The sequence below is a fragment of the Halobacillus hunanensis genome (assembly GCF_900166655.1).
GTDB classification, from domain to species: domain Bacteria; phylum Bacillota; class Bacilli; order Bacillales; family Halobacillaceae; genus Halobacillus_A; species Halobacillus_A hunanensis.
On record NZ_FVZB01000005.1, the window covers coordinates 597,396 to 612,423 of the forward strand.

21 protein-coding genes are annotated in these 15,028 nt (G+C 41.4%); 19 read left to right on the forward strand and 2 right to left on the reverse strand.

Annotated elements, in window-relative coordinates; genetic code table 11:
- Window positions 1–120 precede the first annotated feature (120 nt).
- The 7 genes from B5354_RS03945 to B5354_RS03975 all read left to right on the forward strand — a co-directional run bounded on the left by B5354_RS03945 (window position 121) and on the right by B5354_RS03975 (window position 3,846).
- Entirely contained in the window at window positions 121–330 is a 210-nt protein-coding gene (locus B5354_RS03945) for a hypothetical protein (RefSeq protein WP_079526106.1), read from the forward strand.
- Window positions 331–551: 221 nt separating this feature from the next.
- On the forward strand, window positions 552–737 hold the full coding sequence (locus B5354_RS03950; RefSeq protein WP_079526107.1) for a hypothetical protein: 186 nt from the start codon (window positions 552–554) through the stop codon (window positions 735–737).
- A 157-nt stretch (window positions 738–894) separates the two neighbouring features.
- Complete coding sequence (locus B5354_RS03955) at window positions 895–1,200, forward strand: antibiotic biosynthesis monooxygenase family protein (protein ID WP_079526109.1); 306 nt, start codon at window positions 895–897, stop codon at window positions 1,198–1,200.
- The gene (locus B5354_RS03960; RefSeq protein WP_079526111.1) at window positions 1,197–1,562 is read left to right on the forward strand and encodes a hypothetical protein; all 366 of its coding nucleotides are present in this window, start codon (window positions 1,197–1,199) and stop codon (window positions 1,560–1,562) included. The genes B5354_RS03955 and B5354_RS03960 overlap by 4 nt, the downstream gene beginning before the upstream one ends.
- A gap of 5 nt (window positions 1,563–1,567) precedes the next feature.
- Window positions 1,568–2,221, forward strand: a complete 654-nt coding sequence (locus B5354_RS03965; protein ID WP_079526113.1) for a cobalamin B12-binding domain-containing protein — start codon at window positions 1,568–1,570, stop codon at window positions 2,219–2,221.
- Window positions 2,208–2,969: an STAS domain-containing protein gene (locus tag B5354_RS03970; protein ID WP_079526115.1), complete on the forward strand. Its 762-nt coding sequence runs from the start codon at window positions 2,208–2,210 to the stop codon at window positions 2,967–2,969. Before B5354_RS03965 ends, B5354_RS03970 begins: the two co-directional genes overlap by 14 nt.
- A gap of 178 nt (window positions 2,970–3,147) precedes the next feature.
- Window positions 3,148–3,846 (forward strand): DnaD domain-containing protein, encoded by a 699-nt coding sequence (locus B5354_RS03975; protein WP_079526117.1) that lies wholly within the window; start codon window positions 3,148–3,150, stop codon window positions 3,844–3,846.
- 194 nt (window positions 3,847–4,040) lie between these two features.
- On the opposite strand, the gene B5354_RS03980 is transcribed toward B5354_RS03975, so the two are convergent.
- Window positions 4,041–4,481: a YaiI/YqxD family protein gene (locus B5354_RS03980; protein ID WP_079526119.1), complete on the reverse strand. Its 441-nt coding sequence runs from the start codon at window positions 4,479–4,481 to the stop codon at window positions 4,041–4,043.
- A 253-nt stretch (window positions 4,482–4,734) separates the two neighbouring features.
- On the opposite strand from B5354_RS03980, the gene B5354_RS03985 reads away from it, so the two are divergent.
- The 5 genes from B5354_RS03985 to B5354_RS04005 all read left to right on the forward strand — a co-directional run bounded on the left by B5354_RS03985 (window position 4,735) and on the right by B5354_RS04005 (window position 9,560).
- Window positions 4,735–6,318 (forward strand): ATP-binding protein, encoded by a 1,584-nt coding sequence (locus tag B5354_RS03985; protein WP_079526121.1) that lies wholly within the window; start codon window positions 4,735–4,737, stop codon window positions 6,316–6,318.
- A 10-nt stretch (window positions 6,319–6,328) separates the two neighbouring features.
- Window positions 6,329–7,009 carry a response regulator gene (locus B5354_RS03990; protein ID WP_079526123.1) on the forward strand — a complete coding sequence of 227 codons (681 nt, stop codon included), beginning with the start codon at window positions 6,329–6,331 and terminating at the stop codon, window positions 7,007–7,009.
- A 240-nt stretch (window positions 7,010–7,249) separates the two neighbouring features.
- The gene (locus tag B5354_RS03995) at window positions 7,250–8,572 is read left to right on the forward strand and encodes a CitMHS family transporter (protein ID WP_079526125.1); all 1,323 of its coding nucleotides are present in this window, start codon (window positions 7,250–7,252) and stop codon (window positions 8,570–8,572) included.
- A gap of 103 nt (window positions 8,573–8,675) precedes the next feature.
- A complete protein-coding gene (locus B5354_RS04000; RefSeq protein WP_079526129.1) occupies window positions 8,676–8,885 on the forward strand; it encodes a biotin/lipoyl attachment domain-containing protein in 210 nt (69 codons plus the stop codon).
- A 414-nt stretch (window positions 8,886–9,299) separates the two neighbouring features.
- Window positions 9,300–9,560 (forward strand): alpha/beta-type small acid-soluble spore protein, encoded by a 261-nt coding sequence (locus B5354_RS04005; RefSeq protein WP_079526131.1) that lies wholly within the window; start codon window positions 9,300–9,302, stop codon window positions 9,558–9,560.
- A 40-nt stretch (window positions 9,561–9,600) separates the two neighbouring features.
- Here B5354_RS04005 and B5354_RS04010 read toward each other — a convergent pair whose 3' ends face one another.
- Complete coding sequence (locus B5354_RS04010; RefSeq protein WP_079526133.1) at window positions 9,601–9,792, reverse strand: gamma-type small acid-soluble spore protein; 192 nt, start codon at window positions 9,790–9,792, stop codon at window positions 9,601–9,603.
- 135 nt (window positions 9,793–9,927) lie between these two features.
- Between B5354_RS04010 and B5354_RS04015 the strand changes: the two genes are divergently transcribed.
- From B5354_RS04015 to B5354_RS04050, 7 genes are all read left to right on the forward strand, one after another.
- Window positions 9,928–10,479, forward strand: a complete 552-nt coding sequence (locus B5354_RS04015; protein ID WP_079526135.1) for a uracil-DNA glycosylase — start codon at window positions 9,928–9,930, stop codon at window positions 10,477–10,479.
- A gap of 117 nt (window positions 10,480–10,596) precedes the next feature.
- Window positions 10,597–10,749 carry a T7SS effector LXG polymorphic toxin gene (locus B5354_RS04020; RefSeq protein ID WP_079526137.1) on the forward strand — a complete coding sequence of 51 codons (153 nt, stop codon included), beginning with the start codon at window positions 10,597–10,599 and terminating at the stop codon, window positions 10,747–10,749.
- Window positions 10,750–10,798: 49 nt separating this feature from the next.
- Window positions 10,799–11,680 (forward strand): pre-toxin TG domain-containing protein, encoded by an 882-nt coding sequence (locus B5354_RS04025; protein WP_079526139.1) that lies wholly within the window; start codon window positions 10,799–10,801, stop codon window positions 11,678–11,680.
- A 2-nt stretch (window positions 11,681–11,682) separates the two neighbouring features.
- The gene (locus B5354_RS20975; protein ID WP_139377053.1) at window positions 11,683–11,850 is read left to right on the forward strand and encodes an HNH endonuclease; all 168 of its coding nucleotides are present in this window, start codon (window positions 11,683–11,685) and stop codon (window positions 11,848–11,850) included.
- Window positions 11,851–11,853: 3 nt separating this feature from the next.
- Window positions 11,854–12,324, forward strand: a complete 471-nt coding sequence (locus tag B5354_RS04035; protein ID WP_079526141.1) for a DUF6985 domain-containing protein — start codon at window positions 11,854–11,856, stop codon at window positions 12,322–12,324.
- 579 nt (window positions 12,325–12,903) lie between these two features.
- Window positions 12,904–13,680, forward strand: a complete 777-nt coding sequence (locus B5354_RS04045) for a 3-hydroxybutyrate dehydrogenase (protein WP_079526143.1) — start codon at window positions 12,904–12,906, stop codon at window positions 13,678–13,680.
- Window positions 13,681–13,722: 42 nt separating this feature from the next.
- Complete coding sequence (locus B5354_RS04050) at window positions 13,723–15,012, forward strand: GntP family permease (protein WP_079526145.1); 1,290 nt, start codon at window positions 13,723–13,725, stop codon at window positions 15,010–15,012.
- Window positions 15,013–15,028: the final 16 nt, after the last annotated feature.

Consider the following 15,028-nt stretch of genomic DNA (forward strand, 5'->3'; position numbering starts at 1 on the left):
GTATAGTCTGTTAACTTTTCCTTTAAAATGTAATGAAACTGTTAGCAGATAGACATGTTAATCACCAGATTCTCATGTTATTATTCAAATTGAGTCCACCTAATCTGGAGGCGATAAATAATGAGAGAATATCGAGCAGGAGACTTGATACAGAAGCGGTGCAGACAATGCTTCCATGATGAAGCGAAGATTTTGAAAGTGGATCGTAAAGATTTTCATGACAAAAAGGCAGCTTATCTCTGGTGTCAATGTCCCGAGTGCGGGATGAATGACGGGGAACTTATTCCAGAAGAATACCAACATGAATCAGATGTACTTCAAGAGAAGTAATGTCCATACAAAAGAAACCAGAACAGCCCGTGCATGGATGTTCTGGTTTTTTATTCTACATATGTAATAGGAAAAGGAAGGTCCAGGAATGATCTGGCCCTTCCTTTATTAATGCGATAAAGTGTCCTTTTCAACGGTTTTAATAGGAGAAAATGGGATAAGCTAGAGACAAGTATCGATTCAGGTTGCTGTACAGCAAAGCCTGTGAAGGGACGGTTGGAATGGAGTATTCAAATAGTCAAAAGGCGATGGTGGGGTTTTTTATAGGCATTATGCTGGCCGTAGGGTTTCAAGCGGGATTATCTCTCACGGATCATGTTGTTATGAGTATTATCACGGCATTGGCTGCAGGTTTGATCGCACGGTTCGTATCTAGAGTGTTCATTCGGGCGCTGAATCATCGATAGCTGTCAGTGAATAGGCTCATCATTCAAAAAGCTCTTCGCCAGGACCTGACGAAGAGCTTTTGTTGAGGGAAGCGTTAAACGGTATGACTTTACATAAGTACTTCTGACCCTTTAAACTTAAATTTAGAGAAGATGCAGGAATTGGAGGAAGGCACTTGTGTTTGTAGTAGACTCAATGGTTACGGTTCCCGATCATAAAGCTGATGATTTAATTGCTATCTACCAGAATCGTTCCCGGTTGGTGGATCAGGCCGAGGGTTTCCGTTCTTTTCAACTTTTACAAAATGAGCGAAAACCTGGGGAAATCACTGTTCATATGGAATGGGAAGATAAGCAATCCTATTTAAATTGGGCACGCAGTGAAGAATTTAAGAAAATTCATGAACTTGAGAAGAAATACCCTGACGAGGAACTGCAAGGAATTGTTCCGAAAGTCTCGAAATACATGGTTGTGGCGACATGAGAAAACAAGTAAGGGACGAAATAGTTTCCACCTCGGTGGAAGAAATCTATCAGGCGTATCCGAACTTGTGGGAGCGCTTTGGCGAGAATGGCCATAAGCGTACGGAAGAGGATAATTACCATCATCTCGATCACTTAACAACAGCCTATGAGATGAATTCTGTTTCCTTTTTCCTTGACTATACAGAGTGGTTGAACACTATTCTTACATCACGAAATGTAGGGACGGCGCTCATCATTGATAACTTTGAGCGGTTACATCGTTTAATCAAACAGGCAGAGATGGAGAGTCGTGAGGAGCAGGATGCCTACCTTTCTTATTTGCAGAAGGCGCTTGCTAAACTTTCTTCTATAGAGAGGTGATGACTATGGAACACTACCAACAACTGGCACACTTTTTCCTCGATGGGGATGAAGAGAGGGCCCTCCAGTATATTGATCAAGTAATTGAAGCTCATCCTAAGCTTTATTTATTTGAAGATTTGCTAACACCGGCCATGTACTATATCGGTAAACTTTGGGAACAAAATAAAATAACTGTCGCCGATGAACACCTGGCTACAGCCATTTGTGACTTTGTGTTGACAAAAATTGGAAGTTCCTTGGCGTCTAAAGACCTTGGCGGAATGAAGGATAAAGTCTTATTGTTTGGCGTCGAAGAGGAACAACACTATTTAGGGTTAAAAATGGTTGCAGATACGTTCAAAGAGAAGGGGTGGCAAGTCCATTATTTGGGTCCCAATCTGCCCGCAGCCCATGCGATGAAACACATAACCCGATACAAGCCGCAAGTGATCGGGATATCAGCAGCTCTAAGTTATCGACTGCCATCGTTGAAAAAACAATTACAAGATTATCTCGCGTTGGATTGGAAACCTACCATTTTGATTGGTGGAAGAATGACACGAAAACTCGGGCTTGAGGAGTTTTTGTCAGAACAAGTCATTGTGATTAAAGATTTAAGTCAGTTGAATCATTGGCTTAGTGAAGGAAGGGAAGGCATATTTAATGAATCAAGTTGATCCGGCTTTTCCTTTGCCTCAACTCATAATCAATAAGAATTATAAGATTCAATCTTTTACAGAAGAAGCGAAAGAAATATTCGGACAACCATTTGATTTACTAGAGTTAGTAGATGAGGACAGTATCCTAAAGGTAAAGCAATGGGTGACCCCGGAACACGCAAAGGCTTCCTTAGAGGTGCTTGTACGCCCTCCGAGCTATTCCTCCACTCCTCTTACAGTTGACATGCATGTAGTATGGGAAGGAGAACTGTATGCTCATGTTCTCATTATTCTCAAAGACGAAAAGCTGACGAAAATTACTAACACCTTAAGTCAACTGCGTACGAGGTTGAATGATACCAATCTTGAACTATTGGAAGAGAAAGAAAAGCTTGAAGAAGCTATGCATCAGAATAATCGCTTATCTGCTCCTTTTATAAAATTAACTGAGGAGTCAGGGTTAGTCCCGTTATTTGGAGACATCAACAACGATAAAATACGAGCTATTGAAGATAGTCTCCTATATACCGTTCGAACGAAAGATGTCGACCGTGTACTTATTGACTTCACAGCTGTAGGCGATATGCAGCAAGAAGGAATTGCAGGGTTAAAACAGATTATGACATCGCTTTTCTACATGGGGACTGAATTAATTATTATTGGGATTCAACCACGTCAAGCGATGCTTCTTCATAAGATGGATGCTGCTCTTGAGGTTATTTACATGAATAGCCTGGAACAAGCTTTAGACAAATACGATATTTAATCATTAATTTACGAGAGAAGCTGCAATTGGGCAGCTTCTTTTTTGTGTTTAAAAAATTTTCAACCTCAAAGACACCTATTCTGCGCGGCACACGATTATAGGTATAGAAGGAGTTATTCACTCAGAATGAAAAAGAGTGCTGGCTGTCTTCAACACCATATCAAGGAGGAATTAACAAATGAACTATCTAAAGGAAATCAATGCATTTTATAACCAACTCGAGGTTAACCCGCTGTCTGGCGCAGCAAATTCGTTATGGCATGCGCTGTTGCACATTAATAATAAAGCTGGATGGAAGAAGGAATTTACAGTTGCTGCATCCGTGTTAAGTTCAAAAGCCGGATTGAGTGATGGAACCTTCAAGCGGGCACGAAATGAGCTGAAAGAAAAAGGCTATATCATCCATAAAGCAAGAGGGTCAAACTTGAGTGCGGTCTATCAGATGATCTCCGTGCAGACAATAATGGACTACAGCAATTTCCATAAGGATTCCCCATTAGTTAAACAGAAAAAGAAACAGAAAGAAGTAGTACTAGTAGTCAGTCCAATTCTTCATTCTTTTTACGACCAAAATATCGGACCAGTGACTCCGTTCATTGCAGAGAGCATGAAAGAATGGTGTGAGGAACTGTCGGAAGAATTGGTGATGGAAGCACTGAAAATTGCGGTACGTCAAAATAAATTATTTTTCCAATACATTGACGGAATTTTAAGGCAATGGCAGCAGAAGGGTGTAACGAGGTTAGCTGAGGTGAAGGAGGGCGTGCAAAGCCATAATAAGGAATCTTTACGAGATAGAAATAAGAGTATCTTTGACAAGCTGAGAGAAAAGGGTGACCCATGGATTACCGTCCCAGGCACAGAACTGAACAATTAATTCGTTCATGGGAACTAGAAAAATTAATCTAGAGGGAGATCTTGAATGAAACTTTTCCTATTATTACATGCAACTATTCAATACGACCGTTTATTCTCACTTGAAGGCACATTAAAATAATTATTGTGATTAAAAAGGTCCTCTATAAGTGTCATACACTAGTGAGGACCCTGGTTTGTAAGATTAAGCACCTTTTACTTTGTAAGGACGGTTTTAAAAACCTCTCTAAACTTCTCCTTATCCGCCGAGGAAAATGGCTTTGGACCCTTTGTACGCTTTCCGCTTTTTCGAGCCATCGCACTCAAATAACGTGTTTGTAATAATTGGTCGATGTTCTCGTTGGTATAAATAAACCCTTTATGGTGAAGGACTGTACAACCTTTTGCTAAGGCTAGGGAAGCAAGGCCATAATCTTGGGTAACAATGATGTCTTCCATTTCTGCTAACTTCATAATTCGATAATCTGCAGCTTCTGGCCCAGAATCAACATAAATGGTTTCCACTCCTGATTGTTGTTCCGCATTGGAATAATGAGAAAAACTAGTAACAAGGATGACAGGAATATCCTCATTCGTAACTTCAGAGATAATAATATCTTTTACCGGACAAGCATCTGCATCAACATAAATTTTCATCTTTATCTCCCCGTAATTAAGTTCGAATTGATAGTGATCATACTGGCCGACCAGAGGTTTGTCAAGGGATGAAGCGAATTCACCAATATTTTATTTGCTAAGACAGTAGCAATTTTAGCTCCCGGATCTCCCCTTTTTCCACGTTGCAATGTCTCTCTCAGTTCATCATCTATGATAGTATGAACAAGAATACAGGGTTCTTTCCCTGAAAAGGTACTTATACGAAGGTAAATGTAGGAGGATGTTGTAATCTTTGAAACTATCGCTGCAAACTAAAATACTGGTTCTCGTTTTATCCCTTGCCTTTTTGATTATCATTCTATTGACCGCATCCTTTACTTATTTGGAAGCGAAAGAGATTGAAAAGCAAAAAGCCCAGTTGGCCTTAAAGATCTCGAAGACCATTTCGTTTATACCTGAAGTGAGCAGTGCCATTCAAACAGATGACCCTGCTGAAACGATTCAGCCTATAGCCGAAAGAATCAGAAAAGAAATTGGAGCAGAATTTGTTGTGGTTGGCAGTAAAGAAGGCATTCGCTATTCCCATCCTATACCTGAACGAATCGGCGAGAAAATGGTTGGTGAAGATAATTATCGAGCTCTGGTTGAGGGGAAGTACTACACTTCACGAGCTGTAGGTTCATTGGGGCCTTCACTGAGAGGCAAGTCGCCGATTTTTAATAACAATGGTCAAATTATTGGGATTGTGTCTGTTGGTATTCTAATAAAGGATATCAAAGAGCAGATTTTTCAAAATGTACTTAGGGTTTCATTTAAATCACTAATCGTGCTCCTTATAGCTGCTGGCGGAAGTGTCTTGCTGGCCAAGAATATTCGTAAGGATACGATGGGATTAGAACCTTACCAGATCGCTACTTTGTACACGGAAAAAGATGCTATTTTACAATCGATTAGAGAAGGTTTGTTGTCATATGACGATACGGGAAGGGTCATGATGATGAATCAGACCGCGCGAAAACTATTGAATATTAAGGGAGATTTCCGTCACTTAAACATTGAAAAACTTATGCCTGACTCTCATCCATATCAGATTTTCGAAACAGGAGAAGCTCAAATGGACCAAGAGCTGCTGCTGGAGGATAAGACAATCATTGTAAATCGGGCGCCAATTTTTCACCAGAATCAGGTGAAAGGGGTAGTTGCTTCGTTTCGTGATAAAACGGAAATCGAGGAAATGCTCAATACCATTTCTGAAGTTCAACGTTATTCGGAAGACCTACGGGCTCAAACCCACGAATTCACGAATAAATTGTACGTGTTGTCAAGTTTGCTGCAGCTTGAAGAGTATGATGAAGCGTTTGATATGATTCAGAATGAAACGACAAACGTTGAGGTGAAAAACCGTATTCTTTTTAATCAAATAGAAGATAGCAGGATACAGGCTATTTTACTTGGGAAAATTGGGAAGGCTTCGGAAAAGAAAGTTACATTTGAAGTGGATGCAAATAGTTCCCTGCAGAAGCTTCCTGATCATATTAACTTGACACACCTCATTGTGATGATTGGCAATTTGGTAGATAATGCGTTTGAGGCTGTTGCGGATCGTGATAAAAATCCGACGGTAACATTCTTTGCAACGGACATAGGCCATGATATTATTTTTGAAATCCATGATAATGGAAATGGCATTCCTATCGAAGACCATGCCTTTCTCTTTCATAGAGGATTCACAAATAAAAGATCTCATGAGCCGAGAGGATATGGGCTGGCTAATGTGAAGGAAACCGTCAATCAACTTGGTGGGATGGTTGAATTTCATAGTGAACCAGGAAGAGGTACAGTGTTTACAGTATACCTTCCCAAAGAACATTCATAGGAGGACAAAGATGGAAACTGTCAAAGTGGCGATCGCAGAAGATGACTTTCGCGTAGCCGATATTCATGAAAAATTTCTTATGAAAATACCTGATGTTGAAGTGGTGGGGAAAGCATTAAATGCTGAGAAAACTCTGGAACTTTTACGCACTCAGCAAACTGATCTTTTATTGCTTGATATTTATTTGCCGGACCAGCTGGGAACCGATATTCTAACGACGATACGACAGGAATTTGAAGACCTGGATGTGATTATGATCACGGCAGCCACAGATAAAGCCTTTCTTGAAAAAGCGATGAGAAACGGTGTAGAAAATTATTTAATCAAACCTATTACCATGGAACGCTTTACAGACATGATTCACAAATATATTCAAAGAAGGCATTTATTACTGAACGAGGATGAGATCAATCAAGGCGTTGTGGACAGATTATTCAAGAATTCGGAAGAGGAGAAGGAAGAGGTCATGCAGGAGCTGCCGACAGGTATAGATGGAGACACCCTAGATAAAATTTTGGAGGTTCTCAAGCACAGCCAGGAGGGTCTGTCTGCAGAGGAAATTGGAAAACGGATGGGAGCCTCACGAACGACTGCAAGAAGGTACTTAGAATATTTAATTTCCATAGACAAGTGCCGCTCAGGAGTGGAATATGGATCAGTCGGACGCCCCGAACGTAAGTACCATAGTTAAGCGTTAAATAGCACTACATTACTTGCACAATGGATTCTGCCCATTGTGCATTTTTTGGTGGCCAAAATTAACAAAAAATAAGTCGGAAATTTTTAAAAAAACAATAAACTTAAAACAGTTACAGAGCAAGAACGATGATTTATGATGTTCCTAAGCTTTGAAAACGGTACCAACCATTCGGAAAAACTGCAGTTATTTAACTTTTCGAAAATGAAAGCGCTTAGAATAGGAGTGGAAACGATGCTAGCTTTACTTGGATTTTTAATGATTGCTGTGTTCATGTATTTAATCATGACAAAGCGGCTCTCTGCACTTATTGCCTTGATGGTTATACCAGTCATTTTCGCATTAATTGGCGGTTTTGGAGGAGAAATTGGCAAAATGATGCTGGACGGTGTGAAGAGTGTGGCACCGACAGGCATTATGATTATGTTTGCGATTTTGTTTTTTGGGGTCATGATTGATGCTGGATTATTTGATCCAGTCGTTGAAAAAATCGTTAGAATTGTAAAAGGCGACCCGTTGAAAGTAGCAATGGGAACCGCTTGTCTCATTCTTTTCGTATCCCTGGACGGCGATGGAACAACAGCTTATATGATTACGGTTTCGGCCATGCTGCCATTGTATAAACGGGTTGGCATGAATCCGCTTATCCTGGCCGGTATTGCAGTACTAGGGTCTGGAGTTATGAATTTACTTCCATGGGGAGGACCAACTGCCAGAGCTATGAGTGCTTTAGGTGTCGGTGTATCTGAATTGTATGTTCCTGTCATTCCGGCCCAGATCGGCGGAGTCCTGGTGGTCTTACTCGTTGCCTTTCACTATGGACGGAAAGAGAGAAAAAGGTTAGGTGTCATTCACATTAGTCAAGATGCTATTGATGAAGTAGCAGCCGGGGAAATGGCAGCGGCTTCTGCAGCAGTCGAACAAGATGATAGTATAAAACGTCCGAAATTAATATGGGTGAACTTTGCTTTGACGATTGCTCTTCTGGTCTCGTTAGTCGTCGGAGTACTGCCCACGCCCGTCTTATTTATGGTAGCCTTTGCGGTTGCGATTATGATCAACTATCCACATATGGATCAGCAGAAAGAAAGAATTTCAACATACGCAGGTAATGTGCTATCAGTTGTGTCATTGATATTTGCTGCAGGTATTTTTACGGGGATCCTTACAGGGACGGAGATGGTCGATGCCATGGCCAATTCATTAATTTCAGTCATTCCAGAAGAATTAGGACCATATTTTGCCGTGATCACAGCGCTTGCAAGTGCACCATTTACCTTCTTCATGTCAAATGATGCATTTTATTTCGGAGTACTCCCGGTGCTTGCGGAAACCGCCGCTACTTATGGGCTGGATCCAGTAGAAATCGGACGAGCCTCTCTGCTCGGTCTGCCAGTTCACTTACTAAGTCCGCTCGTACCTTCAACTTATCTGCTAGTAGGTATGGCTGGAGTTGAGTTCGGTGATCTCCAGAAAATGATGTTAAAGTGGGCGAGCCTTGCCACTATCGTTATGACGATTGTGGCCGTGTTGACAGGAGTTATTTCCATCGGATAATCATTCATTTTAAATCAGTGATGGGAAATGTATTAGCACTTAAAGAGGAGGATATGTTTTGAGACAGCATGTATAAGCGGTTTATAGTCCTTGTCATGGTAAAATTGAAGAAATCTTAATTCAGAAAAATGATTATGTGTATGAATGGGAGAAATTATTTTTAGTTAGAAATCATGATGGTCTATTGGAGGAAATAAGGATAGGTACCAGCGGCCTTATTGCTTCTTTGGAAGTGCTTGAGAATCAGGAAGTAAACACAAATACGGTCTTAGCCATGGTGGAAGATGATCTCAACATAACCGGAAGTGATTGATTTATACTGGATAAAGATTTACATGAGATAAAGGAAAAGCACCTCTTGAAACGCAAGTTTGCGGTTGAGCACACCTCAGGTCATCCTTTCATTTCCATTTTCATTTAGTTTTTTCAAAAAGGAGAACCGCGTCGTCTACACGTTACTTCTTATGTTAGAGTATTTTTTTATAACACCTTAACGTGAGGCGATAACGTCCTGTCTCATAGCTATAGCGACCGTCTCAAAACTTATAACGTCCCAACTCGAGGCGATAGCGACTTAACAGAGTAACATAGCGCCCTAACGTAATAAAAGAGGATTTTTTTTCGTTTGCCTAGCTGTAATAATGGCAGTCGCTTGTCCACTCATCGATAAGATCTCTACATCACTCTGATGATTTTAGGAAACCCTATGAGATATGGAGGCGATAACATGGCGAGGAATAAAACTTTAGTGCCAGGAGCCCGCAAAGATTTGGATTTATTAAAAGCGCGGGTCATGAAGGAAAAAGGATATAATACAGATCCTACTAACGTAAAGTACGAGGTGGCAAAGGAACAAGGCGTTCCCTTGAAAAAAGGATATAACGGTCAACTGACTTCTGAGCAAGCTGGAAAAGTTGGTGGACCGATTGGCGGAAATATGGTCAAGGAAATGGTCAAAATGGCTCAAGAAAATATGAAGAAAAAATAAATGAGCTCCGCTGGTTTAAATTTACCAGCGGAGCTCAGTATTATTTCTTATTTTGATTCTTACTTTTCACGTCTTCAATGTTAGTATCACTATATGCGCTCGTACCATGGCCTCTTGTTGTTTCAGCCATAAATGCTTTGGCTTCATTGTAGGACATACCTGACTGCTCATTTTTCCTTTTGACCTCATCGATATTTGTGCCTGCTGTAGTAAAATTATCGTTTTCTTTCATAAAAGCATCTCCTTATTTGTTTCTCCTACTTTCTCCTGGTTAGAGATTTTCTAAACAGTAAACCTTATACCATAAGTAAGAAAACTGCATCCTGGACATCCTAAGCTTATTAAGGTTAGGTAGGAGGGAGAAGCATTGTCCGATTTTTGTTCCACCCCATGGCCGGAAGAACCCACACCGGATAACCAAATAAAATGCACGGACTGCGGTCTTTATGAACAAGGATCGAGAATGATTTGGGGCGAAGGCAACCCCGAAGCTCCTATCATGATTATTCTCGATAACCCAGGAGCACGCGAAGACCGCGACGGGAATCCATTTGTGTGTGGCACGCGGCAAACCTTACAAGAAGCCTTGTATGTGACATTTATCTTAAAAAGAAAACCTGTGCGCAAATATGATAAAGAGGATGCGCGCCGCATCTGCATGCGTCATCTTTACCGGCAGCTTCAGGCAAAACAACCCGATCTGATTTTCTGCTTGGGAAATGTCTCCGTCCAATCTTTTTTTCAAGACACTGAGGTTGATGTAAAATCATTGCGTGGCAAAGTCCATGAAGTGAAGGGGTATCCGACGGCAGTGGCGTACCATCCGCTAGCTGTGAGACGTCGTCCTAATTTAAGATCGTTATTTATAGAAGATTGGAAGCTACTTGCCGATCAATACTACAAAAATAATAAGGAGTAATGGATTTCACCCGTTGTTGAAGTTTTCCGTTTCAAAAGAATAAATCTGGAAGTATTTCTTTATAAGCCAAATTTCTATATACTTAATGGTAATAAACTGGAAAGAGGTTTTACTTACATGAAAGTGTTGGACGTTTCGGATCTGCAGAAGGGTGGAGAAGAAACCAGACATATGTTGGCTAACTTGAGAAACTCCATCCATCACGTGAAGACCAGTATAAAAGCCATCGTTGACTTAGAGGGATCCCTTAACGGACAGGGCGGCAGTTAGTGGCGTACAAGATATCGTATCCTTCCCACCCGTTGATGACAGTGCATTTTTGCAACAGATTCAGCAGGCAAGGAATAAAAAGGAGCAGACAGGCGAGCAGCTGCATGAATTTGATCAAACCCAATCAAATCAGTTGGCAGACCTGAAGCAAAGTCTCTCCACTATGCATCAATATATTCAATCGATTGCTTCTCAGTTTGAGGCCGGTGATATTAGTATTGATCATTATCAATCAGGACAGCTTCAATCAGTGGAAGAATGGAAATCTATCAATCAAGCAACGGCCAAGTCATTAGCTGCTCCGAATGAAGTGGATCGTTTTATTTTAGAACAGAAGAGTCTATCACCTGTGTCCTTGGAGTATGAATTCACATCAGGAGGGGTATGTACAAGGGAAGAAGTAATGGCTTCGGCGGAGGAAGAGGATGTCGTCTGGTGGAAAAAGACGCTCTCCTTTGGTCTTGATTTTATCCCGATCGTTGGAAATATCAAAGCAGCGATAGAGACGAAGACCGGGGAGAACCTGATTACGGGCGTGGAGTATGAGGGCTGGGAACGAACGATACTGGCCGCCTCTATTATAGGTGGGGGATATGTTAAGCTGGTCGGGAAAGGTGCTAAGGGTGTTAAGAGTTTTGTTAAGGTTGATGATACTGAACTAACTATGCCTAAGAGTACTTATGAAGAACGCTTAGCTCAAACTCCTGTAAGTAATGGAAAATGGACAGACCAAAGAGGAGAGTCAACATTTATATCTTATGATGGTGGCGCTCGCGAGATTTTAAACGGAATTGGAAAAGATGGAATAGATTATTCGGATGCTATACCTGATTTCTCTGTAGTTTCAAGAGGGGATGTACAAATTTCTAAAATGTCTACTGACAGAAGAATAAACTTTAGAAAAGCGGATGAATTGCTAGCTGAAAATTAGGAGTGACAAGGAAAGAAATTGTTAAAATAAGAAAAACAGAAAAGTTAACATGGCATGAATTAAATGATATGACATCTATGCAACTGGTTCCATCTACTATCAATAGTAAGTTCGGGCATTTAGGCGGAGTAGCAGAGGTCAAAAAGTTATTAGATAAAAAAGGAGAATAGATTATGGAGAAAGAAATTAATCATTCTGTATTTGGTACATTATACTACAACTACGGCTGGGTAAAAAAAATTGAGCTGGAAATGTTCGGAGAAAATATAAATATTCAGGTTATAATCGACGCTGAGTTTGAAGATGCACAAGTAGAAGCGTATAAAAAGTTTTTTGAAGATATTAACGTGAAAGTTAGAGAGGCTGAAGAGGCTACTTTTAATTATTATCAGGAGGTTATTCCTCAATATAGAGAGCAATTTAGTGATGTAGAAAAGAATAAAAACGCTCCTCTAATCTCTGAAGTTCCAGAATTAAACAAATTAGTTACTCCAAAACAAATTTTGTTTCCGATGGTTTTTGATGAAGATGAAAGAGAGGCAGGTTTTATTTGTGATTGTACTTGGGAAATCGAGCATGGGTTAGGAATAAAATTTGAAAATGAGAAATTAGTCGAAGTAGGTTTTCAAGACATTTTATTGTAATAACTTGAGTAGTGGTCGTAGGAAAACAGGTGAAATGAAAACAAACTATGGATATAAGGATATTTCACAGCTTGATCCAGTTGAAAAACAGGAAAATTGGGAAGAAGAGTATTTAAGCTAAAAGGATTTTCTTTCTTTTAAAAAAAGTAACTTTAGCTGGGCTAAAAAGTAATATGCTTCAAACACCTATCACTTATAAGCTAACAAACAAAATTCTAAACCATTCCGATAATCCGGAAAACCATTCCGCGATATCGGAATGGTTTATTTTATGCGGCGTAAGTAGGGGTTTACATGAATGGTGGGGCAGAGTTTAATCCGTTTTTCCAGAAATCCGTACTCTCTCCACGAACTGTAGAAAAGTGAACAACCCTTCATTGTTGCTCTTTTCTGAAAACTAAAAGTTGGCACGGTACTTGCAATATAACAGGGAGAAGGACTGAGCAGATTTAACTGGACAGAAAATTGAAAGCGGTTACTTATAAGGGGAGGTGCCACTCAATCATGAGCAACGAACAGTCCAGTCCAGCAAAGAAAGACCTACGAGTAGAAACATTTTTCAAGGAGAGGTGACAAGCGATGGTCGAGAATAAAGTTGTGTTCATTACAGGAGCAGCAAGTGGAATTGGCTACGAAATCGGCGTTGAGTTTGCGAAAAATGGAGCCAAAGTCGCGCTCAGTGACATTAATGAAGAAAAAGTAAACGAAGCGGCCGAGCAATTAAAGCGGGAGGGATATGAATGCATCGGGCTGACGTGTGATGTGACCAAAGAATTGGAGTTGCAGCAGGCGATTGATCACACTGTTGAGAAGTATGACAGGTTGGATGTCTTGATTAATAACGCAGGGTTGCAGCACGTCGCGGCAATCGAGGAGTTTCCAACCGAGAAATTCGAGTTGATTACGAAAGTGATGCTCGTGGCCCCTTTTATGGCGACCAAGCATGCTTTCCCAATTATGAAAAAACAAGGATCAGGACGCATCATCAATATGGCATCAATTAACGGGTTAATCGGGTTTGCAGGTAAAGCCGCTTACAACAGCTCGAAGCATGGTGTAATCGGCTTAACGAAGGTGACGGCATTAGAAGGAGCGGAACACGGGATCACGGTAAACGCCGTATGCCCGGGCTATGTCGATACGCCGCTCGTTCGCAATCAATTGGAAGATTTGGCGAAGAACCGTAATGTATCACTTGAAAAGGTACTAGAAGAAGTCATTTATCCATTGGTTCCGCAAAAACGGCTGTTGTCTGTCCAGGAAGTCGCCGATTACACCCTATTCCTTGCTGATGATAAGGCGAAAGGGGTCACAGGCCAAGCTGTCGTTATTGATGGCGGATATACGGCCCAATAATAAAGTAAGGAAATAATCTAGTAAACGATTGGAGGAAACATCATGTTTGGAATTTTACTAGGTCTCGTCGTGTTAATGGTGCTGGCCTATCTCGGCTGGTCGATCATCTGGGTAGCCCCAATCGCAGCAGGGGTAGTGGCGCTCACAGGCGGCCTCGATTTATTAGAAGCCTATAAGGACTCTTATATGAGCGGGTTCGTCGGATTTGCGAAAGACTGGTTCCCTGTCTTTATGCTAGGAGCGATATTTGGAAAGCTTATGGAAGATACCGGCATGGCCAGATCAGTGGCTGTTGCTTTTACAAAAGTTATCGGCACAAGTCGGGCGATTCTCGGCGTGCTCGTCTCTGCCGCCGTCCTTACTTATGGCGGAGTCAGCTTGTTCGTTGTGGTTTTCGCTGTGTATCCACTTGCCCTATCCCTTTTCCGGGAGGCGAACATCAGCAGGAAACTAATTCCAGCCACTGTCGCATTAGGGGCTTTCACATTTACGATGACCGCCATTCCAGGCACACCACAAATTCAGAACCTGATCCCCATGGAATATTTCAATACGGATCCGATGGCCGCACCCGTGATGGGGATCATCGCCGCGATCATTATGGCAGTTGGAGGATATTTATATTTACGCTGGCAAGAGAAGAAACTCACGGCCAAAGGTGAAGTTTTTACAGAACCGAAAGATAAGAAAATCGTTGAAAAGGTCGAAGACGAAAAAGATCCACACTTTCTCTTGTCGATCCTGCCCTTATTAACCGTACTTATTACGCTGAATGTGTTCAGCTGGGATGTGATCACCGCACTTGTTGCCGGAATTATTTTGATCATGCTGTTGAACATCGACAAATTCAAACGCTTTATCAAATCCATTAACAGCGGTGCGAACGGCTCAGTTATCGCCATTATCAATACCAGTGCGGCCGTCGGTTTCGGTACCGTTGTAAAAGAAGTTCCTGGCTTCCAGCGCCTGACTGAATTACTAATGGGGATTAAAGGAAACCCACTGATCTCAGAAGCCATCGCCGTCAACATTCTCGCAGGGGCAACAGGCTCCGCTTCCGGCGGGATGGGCATCGCCCTCGAAGCCCTCGGAGACAAATATTATCAAATCGCACAGAACACTGGCATCAGCCCGGAAGCCTTCCACAGAGTTGCTTCGCTGTCATCCGGCGGACTGGACGCCTTGCCGCATAATGGTGCCGTGCTGACGTTGTTCGCAATTACCGGTATGACTCACAAAGACAGTTACAAAGATATCTTTGTTGTGGCTGTACTGATTCCAGTTATTTCTGTTGCGGTAGTGATTCTATTATCATCGATTGGAATTCTATAAATTTATATAGGGAAAA